Genomic DNA, 16,616 nt, shown 5'->3' with positions numbered 1-16,616 from the left:
TCTAGGGGTAAAAATGAGGCTGTTTTTCTTTAAATTTTAAATACTTAACCATAAATATAAGGTAAACATGCTCGGAGTGTTCAAAAAATATTTGTTAAAATTAATATTTATAGTTTTTGATAAGTTCTCCTAGATAGGGCACGTGGAGTGTGTCATGTTTACGTCATTCCCGAGGGTTTCTTTATTTAGAAGCTAAGAAATAGATTGAATCCATTCACATATAATGTGATAATGGTAAGGTAAGGGATAAATCTTTGGTTTTAAAGAGGATAAAGATTATGCAGTATGACTACATTATTATTGGATCAGGAATGGGTGGATTAAGTGTTGCAAACTTTCTCGCCAAATATAATAAAAAGGTTCTGGTACTAGAAAAACATAATATACCTGGAGGTTTGGTGACTTCTTTTTCACGAAAAGGTGTCCACTTTGATCTTGGCATCCATGGTTTATATGAATTGAAAGAAGGACAGGCCATACCGCAATTTATGGAATTTTGGAATGCGCCGCAAGTGGAGGCAAAACCACTTGGAGGAGATTTGAAATGCTTTATTGATGGAAAGGAATATGATTTTGAGCATGGAAATGTTCGTGGGAGTTTTCTCAAGCAGTTTCCGAATAGTAAAAATGATGTTAATCGTATTTTTGATATCATGGAAACTATTATTACAGAGATGTTTTCCGGAACTGAAGCACCAGAACCACCCTATGACATGAATCTTTTCCAGTTAATTAAGTTTGGCATGAATGCAAAGAAGCAACGCCCTATGTTTATGAAGTATGGAAATAAAGATGCCTACAAGATACTGGATTTATTTACGACTTCTGATGAATTGAAGACCATAATTTATTCAAAAGCCCCGTATCCTATGGTATTCATGTCTTTTGCATATCAGTGGTGGGTATATGGCAAAAACTTTTACCCTGTCAATGGAATGCAGGCAATTCCGGATGCGGCAGTTAAAGGGCTCAATCATCTAGGAGGAGAATTGAAGCTGAATACCGAAGTGACTGAAATATTGGTTAAAGATAACCAGGCATATGGTGTAAAGACAAAAGATGGAACAGAGTATCATGGCGCTGTTATCAGTAATGCATCTCCACAGTTTACATATGAATGGATTTCAGATAAAGTTGCTGCAAAGAAAAAAATGAAAAAGGCAATTTCGGGAAGAAAGATATTTGAACCGGTAGCTGCCTTATTTATGTCCTTTGATGAGGATAAATATAGCCTTAATAATTTAGAAGGAATAAGCATTCTTGCAAAGAAAGATTATAGTAAGAGAACAGAAGAATATACACCTGAAACAGCACCTATTATCATTTATATTTATCCTAAGAGAGAGGGCGATGAGTTCCGATCTTTGGTAGCGTTAGTTCCAATCAGTTATGAGTATCATAATTATTGGGAAACCGAAGATAATAGAAAGCGCGGTGAAAAATATAAGACATTAAAGAAAGAAGTCGAGAAAATTCTGATGGACCGTATTGGTAAACATATGGGCAGAGATTTTGTTGATGCGGTTTCATATCATGAGCTTTCTTCTCCTGTGACCTATGAGAGATATACGTACAGTAAAAACGGTTCCTTTATGGGATGGTCCGTAGAACAGTCTCAGTATGGAAAATATCTAAAGCAGAGAACTGATATAAAAGATTTATATTTAGTGGGGCAATGGGTATTTCCTGGCTTCGGAGTTGCAGGAGTTATGGCAAGTGGCTATTATCTTGCAAAGGAGATTCTGAAAAGAGAAGGAATTGATCTGAAAAAGGATTTTACTGAATACTTTAAAGACAGATAGGATATTGTTGCATATCAGTATTATTTTTCTTGTGGAACACAACCCATATAAGGAAACATACTAAACAAAATGAATAATAAATTTGTATCAATGACGATCATCTTAGGGAAATAATCCACCACCTACTTATAAAAAGCATTTTATCAGTAGGTGGTTTTCTTGTTGTTTAAAGAAAACCACCTGAAGTGTCAGGATTAAGATATTGCATAAATATAGCAGCATTTATCCATACTTAGTTATAGTGGTATAATTATTCTGCTAAGCCTTGCGTTTGTCATGAAAAAAATTATATAAATCATTGAAATATTTTATATATTGTGCTAAAATTATAAATATAAATTGGTAAGACCAGCAGACAACAGACGGCAGATAATTCTTTTGTAGAAACTAAATCGAAACAATTTTATAAAATGGTACTTTATAAAAATTTAAATACACAATGGTTCTATCAAAAAACATTTTAATCATGTAAACATATACAATAATATAAAAATGTAAAAAGTATAAAGGAGAAGGATAGTATGGAGATTCTTATTTGTGTAAAACAGGTTCCGGATGATTCTATTGAAATCCATTTGGATAAGGAGAAGAAAAAACCTAGTTTGAATGGAGTCAGTTTGGTAGCAAATGCATTTGACACATATGCATTAGAGCTAGCAGTTCGGTTTATGGAAGCTAATGGAGGAAATGTTAGTGTATTAAATGTTGGAGCAGAGGATTCTTTAAACACATTAAAAAATTGTCTTGCCGTAGGAGCTAAAGAAGCATTTTTTGTAAAAGATGATTCATTTGCAGCTTTAGACTCAATTGGGACAGCTGATGTTTTAGTAGATGCTATTCATAAAATTGAAAAAGAAAAAGATAAAAAATTTGATTTAATTCTTTGTGGTAAGGAATCCACAGATGAAATTACTGGTCAAGTAGGAGCAATGCTTGCTGAAAAATTAGGAACAGGCTTTGTTAGCAGCGTAGTTGAAGTTAATTTGAAAGATGATGCCATGGAAGTTCATCAAGAAACTGAAGAAGGATATAATATAGTTTCTATAGCATCTCCAGCTGTAGTAACAATAAGTAAACCAGATTATGATCCACGTTATCCTACTATTAAAACTAAGATGGCAAGTCGTAAGGCAGTTATTCCAACTTATTCAGCAGCAGAAATTGGAGAGGTAAAACAAGCAAAAGTACGTTGCATCGAGTATGTTGAACCTCCTAAGAAAGAGGCTGGTATCAAAATTCAAGAGAAAGATGCTGCACTAGCAGTAAGTGCTGCTCTTGAGCAAATGAAAAAAGATAAGGCAATCTAAGGAGGGAAAAGTAAAGTATGAAAGCATTATTGTTTATTGAAACAGATGGAGAAAAAGCTTTAGGCGGAAGCCTTGAATTGATTAGTGCAGTAAAAGCATTAGATGCTGAAGGAACAGCTCTTATAGTAGGTAACAGGGCTGCTGCAGATACAGTAGCCGCTTTAGGAATTCCAGTTATTTATATAGATACTGCTGCAGACTGTGATACTTTTACAGAAGTATTATCAGAAACTGTTAAGGAACAAAATCCAGACATTATTTTATTAGCAAATACAGCATTGGCTAAAGATATTGCACCACGTATTGCAGGACGTATGTGTTTAGGATGTGTAAGTGATGTAATAGGAATGAGTAAAACTGATAGTAAGGTTATATACACTAGACCAGCTTATGGCGGTACAATTTTAGAACATATTGAAGTAGAAGGTACTGCCGTAGTTACAATTAGAAATGGAAGTTTTCCAAAGCCAGAGGCTGCTTCAAATGCAGGTGTTACAGAGAAAAAAGTAGAAATTCCAGCTAGTGCTGTTAAGGCAAAAATTGTTGATACAGTAAAAGAAATTTCTGAATCTGTTAATTTAGAAGAAGCAGAAGTTATTGTATCTGGCGGACGTGGAATGGGAAATCCAGAAAATTTCAAACTTGTTGAAGAATTAGCACGAGTACTTGGTGGTGTAGTAGGTGCAACAAGACCACCAATTGAAGATGGATGGATTTCTCGTGCACATCAAGTTGGGCAATCAGGAAAGATTGTAGCACCAAAACTTTATATTGCATGTGGTATTTCTGGAGCAACACAACATACATCTGGAATGTCAGGTTCTAATTATATTGTGGCAATTAATAAAGATGAAGATGCTCCAATTTTTGAAATAGCTAATGTGGCTATTGTTGGAAATGTAACTGAGATTCTTCCAGTTATGATTGAAGAAATGAAGAAAGTAAAAGGAAAGGAATGATTATAATGGCTGAGTATAATAAATTAACAGAAGAATTAATCACAAAATTACAGGAGGCAGCTCCAGGACATATTTTAACAGGCGATGATATCAATGAAGATTATAGTCATGATGAAATGCCTATTTATGGAAAAACAGCTCCGGAAGTTGTATTTATGGCACATTCTACAGAGGAAGTTGCTGCAGTAGTAAAAATATGTAATGAACATAAGATACCAGTAACTCCAAGAGGATCAGGAACAGGACTTACAGGTGGAGCAGTTCCTCTTTTAGGAGGAGTTTTAATTGATCTTACAAAGATGAATAAAATACTTTCTTATGATTTAGAAAATTTTGTTGTTAATGTTCAAGCAGGTGTTTTGTTAAATGATCTTGCAGAAGATTGTGCAAAACAAGGATTATTATATGCTCCAGACCCTGGTGAAAAGTTCGCTTGCTTAGGTGGAAATGTTTCAACAAATGCTGGTGGAATGAGAGCTGTTAAATACGGAGCAACACGTGATTATGTACGTGCAATGACAGTTGTTCTTCCAACAGGAGAAATTACTAACTTTGGAGCTACAGTATCAAAAACAAGTTCAGGTTACAGCCTTTTGGATTTGATGATTGGTTCAGAAGGTACCCTTGGAGTTATTACAGAACTTACTTTGAAAATCATGCCAGCACCAAAGGTAGTTGCTAGTTTGATTGTTCCTTTTGAAAACTTGCATGATTGTATTTCTACTGTTCCTAAATTAAAAATGGCAAACGTAAATCCACAAGCATTGGAATTTATGGAAAGAGAAATTGTTCTAGCTAGTGAAAGATATATTGGAAAGAGCGTATTCCCACAAGTAATTGATGGAGTAACTGCAAATGCTTATTTACTTGTTACTATAGATGCAAGTAATGAAGATGAATTAAATAACCTTATTGAACAAGCTAGTGAAATAGTATTAGAAGCAGGAGCAATTGATGTTCTTGTAGCTGATACACCTGCAAAGATGAAAGATGCATGGGCTGCACGTTCTAGTTTCTTAGAAGCAATTATGGCAGAAACAAAATTATTAGATGAATGTGATGTAGTAGTTCCAGTAAATAAGATTGCTTCTTATCTTGAATTTGTAAATAAAACTGGTGAAGAATGTGGACTTAATATTAGAAGTTTTGGACATGCGGGAGATGGAAATCTTCACATATACCAATGCAGTAACGATTTAGAAGAAGCAGAATTTAAAACAAGAGTTGATAAATTCTTTGATATTATTTACCCAGAAGCAACAAAATGCGGAGGTCTTGTTTCAGGAGAACATGGAATTGGCAGTGGAAAGGTCCGCTATTTAGTTGATAGTGTTGGAGAAATAAATATGGAATTAATGAAAGGCATTAAAAAAGTGTTTGACCCAAATTCTATTATGAACCCAGGTAAAGTATGTTACCAATTAGATAGTAACAACTAATAAAAACAATTGACATACAAATATAAAAATGAAAGGTAGGAAATTCACATGAATTTTAAACAAGATGAAAATCATCAACAATTACAAGAAATGTATCGTGATTTTGCAGAAAATGAAGTAAAGCCAATTGCAAAAGAAATTGATGAAAGTATGCGCTTCCCAGAAGAAAATGTAGCCAAAATGGCTGAAATGGGCTTACTTGGAATTCCATTCCCTGAAGAATTTGGCGGAGCTGGAATGGATACATTAAGTTATGTACAATGTGTAGAAGAATTATCTAAATGTTGTGCATCAACAGGTATTATTGTTTCAGTGCATACAAGTCTTTGCGCAACACCAATTTACACATATGGTACAGATGAACAAAAAGAGAAATATTTAAAACCACTTGCTTCAGGTGAAAAGTTAGGTGCATTTGCATTAACAGAACCTTCTGCTGGAACTGATGCTTCTATGGCAAAGACAACAGCTGTATTAGAAGGAGACCATTATGTATTAAATGGCAGCAAGATCTTTATTACTAATGCAGGATATGCAGACATATATATTATTTTTGCATTGACAGATAAGAGTAAAGGAACAAAAGGTATGTCAGCGTTTATCGTTGAAAAAGATTTCCCAGGTTTTTCTATTGGAACTCATGAATTAAAGATGGGAATCCGAGCATCTGCTACATGTGAATTAGTCTTTGATAATTGCAAAGTTCCAAAGGAAAATCTTTTAGGAGAAGAAGGTAAAGGATTTAACATTGCAATGGCAACTCTTGATGGAGGCCGTATTGGTGTTGCTGCACAAGCTCTTGGTATTGCAGAAGGTGCGATAGATGAAACTGTAAAATATGTTAATGAACGTGTTCAATTTGGACGTTCTCTTTCAAAATTCCAAAATACACAATTTGAACTTGCTAAAATGAGAGCGAATACAGAAGCTGCAAAACTTCTAGTATATCAAGCTGCATGTGCAATGGATAATCATGAAAAATTTTCACATTTAGCTTCTATGGCAAAATTAGTTGCTGCTAACAATGCCAGTGATGTAACAAGACGTTGTTTACAATTATTTGGTGGCTATGGATTTATAAGTGATTATCCAATTGAAAGAATGATGCGTGATGCAAAAATAACAGAAATTTATGAAGGAACATCAGAAGTTCAAATGATGGTAATTTCTGGATGGATGGGTGTTAAATAATAGATAACTAAAATTTAATAAAAAACGGATGTTCAGGGAGATGATTTCCTGAACATTTGTTTTTAACGGATTAGGTTTCGCCTCCACCAATTAAATCCACGATTATTTAAAAGTCGCATTTTATGTGGCTTTTTTTGCGTGTCAATAACTATTGTTTCATCAGCATTTATTCATACTTTTGTTATAGCGATATAAGTTAAATTCATATCTTTTGTAATTATTCTCAGAAAAAATTCAATTAGAATAATTGCAATTCCACCGGTCACTATTAAAGTTTTTCTTTCTTTCCTACACTACAAATGAAAAGCTTTTTAATGTATAGATATAGTTCTGATTTGTGTTTTGCAATAGATACTTTTTTATAACACATTATTTATAAGAAGTTTTATTCATAATCAGTATCACAAAGGTGGACAAGTATGTATATATTATATTGAACAACTTTCTTGGAGGTGGAAATATGATTGTTACAAAGAATAGATACCTGGTATTTTTGATTAGTATCATGTTCATACTCGCTGCTCTTATGACAGGCTGCACATCTTCAAAGATAGATGGCAGCGACATTGGGGAAGTCAAGGAAGAAGCGAAGGAACTTACAATATACAGCGGCAGACAGGAAAAGTTTGCACTGCCCTTTGTGGAAAAATTTGAGAAAGAAACTGGAATAAAGGTGAACCTAATATCGGGTAAAGCTACGGAGTACGCACACAGAATTGTTGAAGAGAAAGAAAATACGCAAGCAGATGTGTTTTGGGCCAATGATGCAGGTATTCTTGAATATCTGAGACTTGAGAATATGCTGACACCTATCGAGTCAGATGTATTAGAACAGATTTCTTCAAACTATCAAGGCAAGGATAGGACCTGGACCGCACTTACTATAAGGCACCGTGTTTTTTTGTACAATACGGATCAAATGACCTATGAAAATATGCCAAAATCCATTTTTGATTTAGTGGATCCTAAATACAAGGGCCAATTTGCAATGGATAGGGCAGGAAACGAATCGATGGTTTCTTATTTTACTTCACTTAGAGCCATTATCGGACCTGAGAAAACTCTTGAGCTCTTAAAGGGCATCATGGCAAATGAGCCGCTAATACTTCAAAGTCATACTGACGTGCGCAGAGCTGTTGGAAGCGGGGAAGTAAAATTCGGGCTTGTCAACAACTATCATTATAAGATTCAGCTTACAGAAGAAGGGCTAAATCACATTGCCCAAATATTTCCCGATCAGGGCAAAGATGAAATTGGAACTTTTGTGAATATTTCTGGAGTCGCTATAACCAAGCATGCAAAACATCCCAAAAACGCACTGCTTTTTGTTGAATTTCTATTGAAAGCTGAGCAGCAGAAGATGAATGATGAGACACCGATCATAAACAATCTTGAGGGAGTAGAGTACGAAACTGCCAAAATCGCCAATACTTCCTTAAGTGAAATTGGACCATTGTGGGAGGAGACTACCGAGTTGATGGAAAAAGCAGGATATTCTGATTAGGAGGGGGAGTGTGATGGGCAATCGTATCTGGTTAAAGATTTGGAATGCAAAGCCTCCAAGGACAGTTCTTTTTATAATAAACGCAATAATCGCCCTTATTATGGCATCGCCAATCTTATATATTGTAATAAGGGCAGCTTCTGCTCCATTGGAGAAATGGAAGGTCTTGTTTGCGACGCGTATTCCGCTTATTTTATGGGACACTCTGAGTCTGGCAGGTGCGGTTGCTGCATTTACAACAGTAATAGGGGTAAGCTTGGCATACTTGGTGGAATGTACTGACCTGTCGTGCAGAAAGTTTTTAAAAGTGGCATTAACGCTTCCTCTTGCTATTCCTCCATATATTGGAGCGTTAACGTATATTATCATTTTTGGTAAACGAGGTGTTTTGTTCTCTTTGCTTGGTAGCAGTGTGATCGATATTTACTCCTTCTGGGCTGTTACCTTTGTAATGTCAATGTTCACGTTTCCTTATGTTTTTCTGATTGTATCAGCAGCGCTGCGCAAAATAAGTGCAAATTATGAAGAAGCCGGACGTTCGTGTGGAGCGTCCTACTCTTCTATATTCCGGCATATCACACTTCCGCTCATAATGCCTGCTGTGATATCTGGAAATATTATTGTCTTCTTTTATATCATATCTGATTTTGGTGCAGTAGCCATGTTAAGATATACAACCTTCACAAGCAGCGTGTATTTCCAAATGATTGGGAAACTGGATCGCTCAGGTGCAGCCATACTCAGTATATTGACAATAGGATTGGGACTTATAGTCTTACTGATAAAGAATCAAATTCAGAAAAATAGAGCGTTTTTTATTAATCCAAAGTCGAACAGGCCCCCTAAGGCTATAAAGCTTGAGAAATATAAGATCCTATGCATGATATTTGCTGTGGTAGTAATGTTTTTTTCAATCATCTTGCCGTTATCAACACTTATCCTATGGAGTATCAAAGGCATATTGGCAGGGGCAGTTACAGTAAAGATGGCAGGTTATATTATGAACAGCTTGTATGTTAGCATTGGAGCAGCTGCAATAACAATGCTGTTTTCAGTTCCTATAGCATATTTTAAATTTAGACATCCATCAAAGATTACAACTCTTATGAATAATATGTGTCACTTGGGGTTGATTATTCCTGGAACGTTACTGGCTCTTGGAATGGTTTTTGTAGTCAACAGATATTTTAACTGGCTTGTCGGAAGTCAGCTGATATTGATTTTTGGGCTTGCATTAAGGTATTTTTCTCGAAGTCTACAGTCTGCTGAGGCCTCAATGTCACTGATATCGCCAATCATAGATGAAACTGCCTATAGTCTTGGTAAAAGGTTTGGCAGTGTATTGTTCAGGGTGATTCTTCCTTCAATTCTGCCTGGAGTCTTATCTGGAGGTGCACTTGTGCTGGTAAGTTCCATGAAGGAATTACCTGTTACACTTATGTTGAGGCCTGCCGGATTTGATACTTTGGCAGTAAGAATATGGGTTCAAGCCAGTGATGGATTTTATACCCAAGCAGCCCCTTCAGGTCTTCTAATTGTAATTGTATCGCTCTTACCGTTATACTTCTTAACAAAGAAAGAGAAGGGGGGATAGTTATGGTAAGTCTTGAGATAAGAAAGCTTTCAAAAAAATATCCAAATGCGTCTAACTACACAATAAAAGGACTTGACCTAAGTGTGGAAAAGGGAGAGTTTCTGACTTTGCTAGGCAAGAGTGGATGCGGCAAAACAACTCTATTGCGGATAATATCTGGTTTTGAGGCTCATGATGAAGGAGAAATATTGCTTAATGGAAATGTGATATCAAGTGAGAGTATATGGGTACCGCCTGAAAGAAGAAATATAAGTATAGTATTCCAGGATTATGTACTTTTTCCCAACATGACAGCTTGGGCTAACATCGCTTTTGCAATCAAAAATGAAGAAGAATATGTGAAAAGGATAAATGAGATGCTGAAACTTATGCAAATTTATGATATTAAAGATAAGTATCCACATCAATTATCTGGGGGGCAACAGCAGCGTGTTGCAATTGCAAGAGCACTAATTAGACAACCGCATATTCTTTTACTTGATGAGCCTTTTAGCAATCTAGACACGGAAATAAGAGAGACTGTACGCCAGGAGATCCAGCAAATCCTACGGAAAATAGGGACAACGGTTGTTTTAGTTACTCATGACAAAGTAGAGGCACTTTCAATTTCACAAAGAGTAGCAATACTCCAGGAGGGAAGAATAGAACAAGTTGCAACGCCCTATGAAATATACAACAAACCCACAAATATGTTTGTAGCAGAATTTATAGGTAAAACGAACTTTCTGGATGGCATCGTTGAAAGCGGAAGTCTGATACGCTGCGAATTCGGAGTGATCCAACCCAAGCATAAGATACCTTATGCGAAAGGAACACCTGTAAAAATACTAGTGAGACCAGAAAATATAATTATAAATGAGGAAGGAAAGATAACCGGGACTATTCAAGATTTTAATTATGTCGGTACGCATTACAATGTAATGATTTCTGTAGACTGCAGCACCAATAAGAAGCTTATGCTTCATGGGATATTACCGGGAAGAGTAAAGGTAAGATTGAATAAGGAAATAAGATTTGATATTTATATTCAAGGCAAATATCATGTATTTCCATACTAGTGATATGTTTCAAGTACTCATGCTGTTAGGATAAGATACCTATGCAAAAAAGAATTTGAAGAGAGTCTGCTTCAAAACAGACTCTCTTCAAAATAGTATTCTAATAATATAAACATCAAAAACATTTGTTTTCATTAAGAAATCTTACTAATTAATTCTCGTATAATGGCTTCTGCTTTCTTAACATCAGCCTTTCCTTTAGTTTGCTTCATGATGTAACCGAACATGGAGTTGATTGCTTTGTCCTTACCAGCTTTAACATCCTCAACAGCCTTAGGATTAGCATCAATTGCCTCCTGACATAATTTTGTTAAGTCAGCATCAGAAATACCTTCCATATCTTCTGCTTTGATGAATTCCTCTGGAGACTTGCCGCTTTCTAGCATTTGCTGTAGGGTGCTTTGAGCCATCTTAACGTTGATTTTCTTTTCGTCCAATAGTTTTACTAGTGATGCAAACTGTTTTGCAGAAATGAGAACCTTGAACAGTTCTTTGTCTTCCTCTGTACTCATGCTTGCGTAAATAGTACCAGTAATAAGGTTAGAAGCATTTTTAATACTTGCACCCTCTGTCAATGCCTCTTCAAAGAATTCTGTAATACGTCTGTATTTGAAGAGTTGTTTTGCAGTTCCTTCTGGTAGCTGAAGCTCATCTATATATCTTCTTAACTTATCAAAAGGTAGCTCTGGAAGAGAATTCTGAATTTCATCTACTTTTTCCTGAGGAATTTCAAAACGTATAATATCTGGATCAGGGAAATAACGGTAGTCATCAGAGTTTTCCTTTTCACGCATTGGCGATACGGAATCTGATACATCATCGTAACGCATGGTTTCCTGAATGATGGTACCACCTGCCTCCAAAATATCAGTTTGTCTTTCAATTTCGGCATACATTGCCTTTTGTATGAAGTTCAATGAGTTAATATTCTTTGTCTCGGTTCTAGTTCCAAATTCTTTTGCACCTGCTTCACGTAAGGATACGTTAACGTCGCAGCGCATTGAGCCTTCCTGCATTTTGCAGTCAGAAATTCCTACATAACGCATAATTAGCTGAAGCTTTTCTGCGTACTCTTTTGCTTCTTCTGGAGAAGAGATATCTGGCTCAGATACAATTTCAATCAGTGGAACTCCACCACGGTTGTAATCAACATATGTGTATCCATTTTCATGAACCAGCTTACCTGCATCCTCTTCTATATGGATACGAGTGATACCAATTCGTTTTCCACTGTCCAGTTCGATGTAGCCGTGTTCACAAATAGGCTCGTCGTACTGGGAAATTTGATATGCCTTTGGCAAATCCGGATAAACGTAATTTTTTCTGTCCATATGGGAAATATTATTAATCTTGCAATGTACTGCAAGACCTGCTCTTACAGCATACTCAACTACTTTTTTATTTAAAATCGGCAGAGAACCAGGCTGGCCGGTGCACACTGGACAACAATGAGTATTAGGATCTCCTCCGAATGCAGTGGTACAGTTGCAGAAAATCTTTGTATTAGTTGCCAGCTCAATATGAGTTTCGATACCACAGACTATTTCATATCCCATATTCTGACCCCTCCTTCATAAATACCGACCTTATCTTCGGAATTTTGTTCATAGAAATAAGCCATATTTAAGATGGTTGCCTCATCAAATTTCTTACCTATAATCTGCATTCCAATTGGAAGACCTTTAGCATCCTTTCCGCATGGAACGGAGATGGATGGGATACCTGCAATATTAATCGGTACAGTACAGATATCAGAAAGGTACATTTCAACAGGGCTTGCGCCTCGGAAATTAAGCGGAAATGCAGTATGTGGTGCAGTAGGTGCTATTAACACATCACATTTTTCAAATATATCATTAAATTCTCGGTTAATTTCTTCACGGATTACAATAGCTTTCTTATAATATGCATCATAATAGCCGCTGGATAAAACATATGTTCCAAGCATGATACGGCGTTTTACTTCGTCTCCGAAACCTTCGCTTCTAGTTTTGAAAATCATATCATCAATACTGTCGTAAGAATCTGCACGGTAACCGTAACGAATACCATCATATCTTCCAAGATTAGAAGATGCTTCTGCACAGGCGATTATATAGTAAACTGGAAGTGCTAGTTTAAGCACTGGCAGCTTTATATTTACTATTTCAGCACCATTCTTTTCAAACAGTTTGATTCCTTCATAAATCTGAGTTTTCATATCTGGGTCGATACCTTCAAAGAATTCTTCAGCAACACCTATTTTCTTTCCTTTAACATCTTGGTTTAGGCATTCTAATATGTTGCCATAATCATATGTTTTACTTGTCTGATCACGTATATCAACGCCTTTAATTGCATCAAATACCACTGCAGCATCCTTTACGCTGTAGGTAAGAGGTCCAATCTGGTCCAAAGAGCTTCCGTAAGCAATTAGTCCGTAACGGGAAACTGCACCATAGGTTGGCTTAAGTCCTACAATACCGCAGAAGGAAGCAGGCTGACGAACAGAACCACCGGTATCTGAACCAAGGGCGTAAGCTGCCATATTTGCACACACTGCTGCAGCTGAACCACCGGAAGAACCTCCAGTCACGTGTTCTATATTTCTCGGATTTAAAGGTGCTCCGTAGCAGCTTGATTCAGAAGTACTTCCCATGGCGAACTCATCCATGTTAGCCTTTCCAAGAAGTACAGCACCCTGAGCTTTTAATTTTTCCCATACTGCTGCATCATAATATGGCTTGAAGCCATCCAGTATTTTAGAGCAGCAGGTTGTTAGAAGACCATCAGTACAGATATTGTCTTTTAATGCCATAGGAATACCGCATAAGGCAGAAGCAGTGCCTTGCTTTAACATCTTATCGGCAATTTCAGCACCTTCTAGTGCATATTCAAAGGTTGTATGCACATAGGCATTTATCCTTGGGTTTGATTTTTCAATAGCCTTTATATATTCCTTTGTAAGTTCAACAGAAGAAATTTCACCGCTATGAAGTTTAACTGATAATTCAGAAATTATTTCTCTCATTTTTTACTCCTCCTAACGCTGAAAAATCCATCTTTATCTTCTACATTAGAAACAATTTTTTCATTAGGAAGAGACGGAATTACTTCATCCTCGCGAAGTTCTTCAAAGGAAATGAGCTGAGAACCTACACTTCGGATTTCATCCGTTCCGCCTTCAACAGACTGGTTAATGGTATCAGCAAATGCAATAATTTCATCAAACTCTCCTGCAAACTTTCCTAGTTCTTCATCGGAAAAGCGCAGTCTAGCAAGCTTAGCAAGCTTTTCAATTTCTACTTTAGTTACTGCCATTTTTAATCTCCTTTCTATAATTACCGATTCAGCCATAAGCTGATAAGATTATGGCTGAATTAGATACTTTGTTATTTTCTCATTTTAATGTGAACTTCACGTAGCTGCTGCTCTGTTACTTCATTTGGTGCACCGCACATAAGATCCTGTGCGTTGCTGCTCATTGGGAAGGCGATAACTTCACGAATGTTTTCTTCATTTTTAAGCAGCATAATCATACGATCAACTCCTGGTGCCATACCTGCATGAGGTGGAGCTCCAAATTGGAATGCATTATATAATGAACCGAATTTCTCTTTTAAGGTTTCTTCGTCATAGCCAGCTATTTCAAAGGCCTTAACCATAATATCTAAGTCGTGGTTTCTCACAGCACCAGAGGAAAGTTCAACACCGTTACATACTATATCGTATTGATATGCAAGAATATCAAGCGGATCTTTAGTAGTTAGTGCTTCTAAACCGCCTTGAGGCATAGAGAATGGATTATGGGTAAATCCGATTTTACCAGTGTTTTCATCAACTTCGTACATTGGAAAATCATTCACATAACAGAAACGGTATGCATTCTTTTCGCAGATATCAAGACGTGCGCCAAGCTCATTACGAATCTGTCCTGCGTATTTGTTTGCAAGCTCTTCTGTATCTGCGATGAAGAATATAACATCACCTGATTCTAGACCAGCTAAATCAAGCAGCTGTTTCTTCATTTCATCTGGAATGAATTTATCAATAGGTCCCTTATAGGACAAATCTTCTTTTACTTCAAGGTATCCAAGTCCTCCCATTCCTATAGATTGTGCAAAGGCAAGCAGCTTTTCATGGAAGCCCTTAGATAGCTCTGCATGAACCTTTAAAGCTCTTACCGTCTTATTATGGAAGGGTTTGAAGGAGCATTTCTGGAAGAAATCAGTAACATCTATAATACGTAGTGGGTTACGAAGATCAGGCTTATCAGTACCAAACTCAAGCATTGCCTGCTTGTAGCTGATAATAGGATAAGGCGCCTCAGTAATTGAATATCCTTCTGGAGCAAATTTCTTGAATGCATCTGTTAACACTTCTTCTCCTGTACGGAATACATCCTCTTGAGTGGCAAAGCTCATCTCAAAGTCCAATTGATAGAATTCACCCGGAGAACGGTCAGCACGGGAATCTTCATCACGGAAACATGGTGCTATTTGGAAATACTTATCAATACCTGACACCATAAGCAGCTGTTTATACTGTTGTGGAGCCTGTGGTAATGCATAAAATTTGCCTTTATATTTTCTTGACGGAACTATGTAATCACGTGCTCCTTCAGGAGAAGATGCACTTAGAATAGGAGTCTGAATTTCTATAAATCCCATATTGCTCATCTTTTGTCTTAAGAAGCTGATAACCTCCGAACGGAACAGTATGTTATCTTTAACTTTACGGTTTCTCAAATCTAAATAACGGTATTTTAAACGTACATCTTCACGGATTTCCTTTGAAGTAGCTATTTCAAAAGGTAAATCTCTGTAAACTTTTCCAAGTATGGTGATTTTATGTGCTTCAAGTTCGATGGTTCCTGATGGAATATTAGGGTTATAGGTTTCTTCATCACGTTGTTCAATAACACCTTCGATAGATAAACATTCTTCTTTTTTTATTCCATTTAAAAGGTCAGTATTTCTTAATACAACCTGCACTACACCGTACATATCACGTAGGTCGATGAAGGATACACCGCCATGGTCACGAATATTTTCTACCCATCCGGCTATCTTAAGTTGTAATCCGATATCACTTTCGGAAATTTGATTTAAAGTTTTGCTTCGATACATTTGTGACATTTTTTTCTCTCCTTTTCTTCTTTTTAAATTAATCTCATTTCGGATGAGCACAAAACTTGTTTCGCAAGATTTTTATATATCGCTTTATTGATCAACAAAACATTGTAGCATGTTTAACCGTCTCATTTATCGAATAAAAAAAAGTTGCCCGTCCGGAAATAAAAAATTTCAGGACGAACAACTGTTAAATGTCCGCGGTACCACCTGATTTACTGTCAAATGCAGTCACTCTAGTGTTGCCAATTGACGCTTGGCTTACGGCTCACCTACTAATCAAAAGATGTTCAGATTGCAGCTGGTAAAGTGTTATTCGCATAAATTCATTTTGCAGGGTTTTCACTGCCCCCCGCTCACTGTGAACGATAATTTATGTTACTTCTCTTCGTCATTGCTTTTCAAAATATTATATACAAATAATCATATCTTGTCAATTTATTAATTATAGTAATTATTATTCTCTTTTTCTAAAAGATAGTTTTCACATAAATTTAGATTTATTATTGACTTCCTTATAATTATATATTCATTTTTATTTATCAAGTCTGTAAAGTGTTGGATCTAGTAAAATTGGAAGTGATGTGAGAAATAATAGAAACTTCAATAGTTAGGCTATTAGATATGTTAAAGTTTCATACATATGCCTGC

Annotated in this window: 12 protein-coding genes and 1 other annotated feature; of the genes, 8 read left to right on the top strand and 4 right to left on the bottom strand. The window is 36.3% G+C overall.

Annotation, left to right across the window (positions count from 1 at the left end; translation table 11 throughout):
- Positions 1 to 278 precede the first annotated feature (278 nt).
- The 8 genes from CLHOM_RS04320 (at position 279) to CLHOM_RS04285 (ending at position 10,854) form a co-directional block, all read left to right on the top strand.
- Positions 279 to 1,802, top strand: a complete 1,524-nt coding sequence (locus CLHOM_RS04320; protein ID WP_052220461.1) for a phytoene desaturase family protein — start codon at positions 279 to 281, stop codon at positions 1,800 to 1,802.
- 521 nt (positions 1,803 to 2,323) lie between these two features.
- Positions 2,324 to 3,109, top strand: coding sequence for an electron transfer flavoprotein subunit beta/FixA family protein (locus CLHOM_RS04315; protein WP_052220460.1), 786 nt, complete (start codon positions 2,324 to 2,326; stop codon positions 3,107 to 3,109).
- Positions 3,110 to 3,126: 17 nt separating this feature from the next.
- Complete coding sequence (locus tag CLHOM_RS04310) at positions 3,127 to 4,068, top strand: electron transfer flavoprotein subunit alpha/FixB family protein (protein ID WP_052220459.1); 942 nt, start codon at positions 3,127 to 3,129, stop codon at positions 4,066 to 4,068.
- Positions 4,069 to 4,073: 5 nt separating this feature from the next.
- Positions 4,074 to 5,507, top strand: a complete 1,434-nt coding sequence (locus CLHOM_RS04305) for an FAD-binding oxidoreductase (RefSeq protein ID WP_052220576.1) — start codon at positions 4,074 to 4,076, stop codon at positions 5,505 to 5,507.
- A gap of 48 nt (positions 5,508 to 5,555) precedes the next feature.
- Positions 5,556 to 6,698 (top strand): acyl-CoA dehydrogenase, encoded by a 1,143-nt coding sequence (locus tag CLHOM_RS04300; protein WP_052220458.1) that lies wholly within the window; start codon positions 5,556 to 5,558, stop codon positions 6,696 to 6,698.
- A gap of 460 nt (positions 6,699 to 7,158) precedes the next feature.
- Positions 7,159 to 8,202, top strand: a complete 1,044-nt coding sequence (locus tag CLHOM_RS04295; protein WP_052220457.1) for an extracellular solute-binding protein — start codon at positions 7,159 to 7,161, stop codon at positions 8,200 to 8,202.
- Between the two features lie 13 nt (positions 8,203 to 8,215).
- Positions 8,216 to 9,796 carry an ABC transporter permease gene (locus CLHOM_RS04290; protein ID WP_052220456.1) on the top strand — a complete coding sequence of 527 codons (1,581 nt, stop codon included), beginning with the start codon at positions 8,216 to 8,218 and terminating at the stop codon, positions 9,794 to 9,796.
- A gap of 2 nt (positions 9,797 to 9,798) precedes the next feature.
- A complete protein-coding gene (locus CLHOM_RS04285; protein ID WP_052220455.1) occupies positions 9,799 to 10,854 on the top strand; it encodes an ABC transporter ATP-binding protein in 1,056 nt (351 codons plus the stop codon).
- Between the two features lie 134 nt (positions 10,855 to 10,988).
- On the opposite strand, the gene gatB is transcribed toward CLHOM_RS04285, so the two are convergent.
- The 4 genes from gatB to aspS all read right to left on the bottom strand — a co-directional run bounded on the left by gatB (position 10,989) and on the right by aspS (position 15,971).
- The gene (gene gatB, locus CLHOM_RS04280) at positions 10,989 to 12,410 is read right to left on the bottom strand and encodes an Asp-tRNA(Asn)/Glu-tRNA(Gln) amidotransferase subunit GatB (RefSeq protein WP_052220454.1); all 1,422 of its coding nucleotides are present in this window, start codon (positions 12,408 to 12,410) and stop codon (positions 10,989 to 10,991) included.
- The gene (gene gatA / locus CLHOM_RS04275; RefSeq protein WP_052220453.1) at positions 12,395 to 13,864 is read right to left on the bottom strand and encodes an Asp-tRNA(Asn)/Glu-tRNA(Gln) amidotransferase subunit GatA; all 1,470 of its coding nucleotides are present in this window, start codon (positions 13,862 to 13,864) and stop codon (positions 12,395 to 12,397) included. The genes gatB and gatA overlap by 16 nt, the downstream gene beginning before the upstream one ends.
- On the bottom strand, positions 13,861 to 14,154 hold the full coding sequence (gene gatC, locus CLHOM_RS04270) for an Asp-tRNA(Asn)/Glu-tRNA(Gln) amidotransferase subunit GatC (RefSeq protein ID WP_052220452.1): 294 nt from the start codon (positions 14,152 to 14,154) through the stop codon (positions 13,861 to 13,863). The genes gatA and gatC overlap by 4 nt, the downstream gene beginning before the upstream one ends.
- A gap of 71 nt (positions 14,155 to 14,225) precedes the next feature.
- A complete protein-coding gene (gene aspS / locus CLHOM_RS04265; RefSeq protein WP_052220451.1) occupies positions 14,226 to 15,971 on the bottom strand; it encodes an aspartate--tRNA ligase in 1,746 nt (581 codons plus the stop codon).
- A gap of 166 nt (positions 15,972 to 16,137) precedes the next feature.
- Positions 16,138 to 16,369 (bottom strand) — a binding site (T-box leader).
- Between the last annotated feature and the right edge of the window lie 247 nt (positions 16,370 to 16,616).

Source organism: Clostridium homopropionicum DSM 5847, from assembly GCF_001263795.1.
Lineage (GTDB): Bacteria > Bacillota > Clostridia > Clostridiales > Clostridiaceae > Clostridium_H > Clostridium_H homopropionicum.
The sequence above is the reverse complement of the archived record's forward strand: the minus strand, read 5'-3'. Positions and strand labels throughout refer to the sequence as shown.

What these genes read in the sequence shown, in the direction of transcription:
- CLHOM_RS04315 (WP_052220460.1), top strand. Translation starts at nt 2,324, where the DNA reads ATGGAGATTCTTATTTGTGTAAAACAGGTTCCGGATGATTCTATTGAA.
- gatA (WP_052220453.1), bottom strand. Translation starts at nt 13,864, where the DNA reads ATGAGAGAAATAATTTCTGAATTATCAGTTAAACTTCATAGCGGTGAA.
- CLHOM_RS04285 (WP_052220455.1), top strand. Translation starts at nt 9,799, where the DNA reads ATGGTAAGTCTTGAGATAAGAAAGCTTTCAAAAAAATATCCAAATGCG.
- CLHOM_RS04290 (WP_052220456.1), top strand. Translation starts at nt 8,216, where the DNA reads ATGGGCAATCGTATCTGGTTAAAGATTTGGAATGCAAAGCCTCCAAGG.
- gatC (WP_052220452.1), bottom strand. Translation starts at nt 14,154, where the DNA reads ATGGCAGTAACTAAAGTAGAAATTGAAAAGCTTGCTAAGCTTGCTAGA.
- gatB (WP_052220454.1), bottom strand. Translation starts at nt 12,410, where the DNA reads ATGGGATATGAAATAGTCTGTGGTATCGAAACTCATATTGAGCTGGCA.
- CLHOM_RS04300 (WP_052220458.1), top strand. Translation starts at nt 5,556, where the DNA reads ATGAATTTTAAACAAGATGAAAATCATCAACAATTACAAGAAATGTAT.
- CLHOM_RS04295 (WP_052220457.1), top strand. Translation starts at nt 7,159, where the DNA reads ATGATTGTTACAAAGAATAGATACCTGGTATTTTTGATTAGTATCATG.
- CLHOM_RS04310 (WP_052220459.1), top strand. Translation starts at nt 3,127, where the DNA reads ATGAAAGCATTATTGTTTATTGAAACAGATGGAGAAAAAGCTTTAGGC.
- aspS (WP_052220451.1), bottom strand. Translation starts at nt 15,971, where the DNA reads ATGTCACAAATGTATCGAAGCAAAACTTTAAATCAAATTTCCGAAAGT.
- CLHOM_RS04305 (WP_052220576.1), top strand. Translation starts at nt 4,074, where the DNA reads ATGGCTGAGTATAATAAATTAACAGAAGAATTAATCACAAAATTACAG.
- CLHOM_RS04320 (WP_052220461.1), top strand. Translation starts at nt 279, where the DNA reads ATGCAGTATGACTACATTATTATTGGATCAGGAATGGGTGGATTAAGT.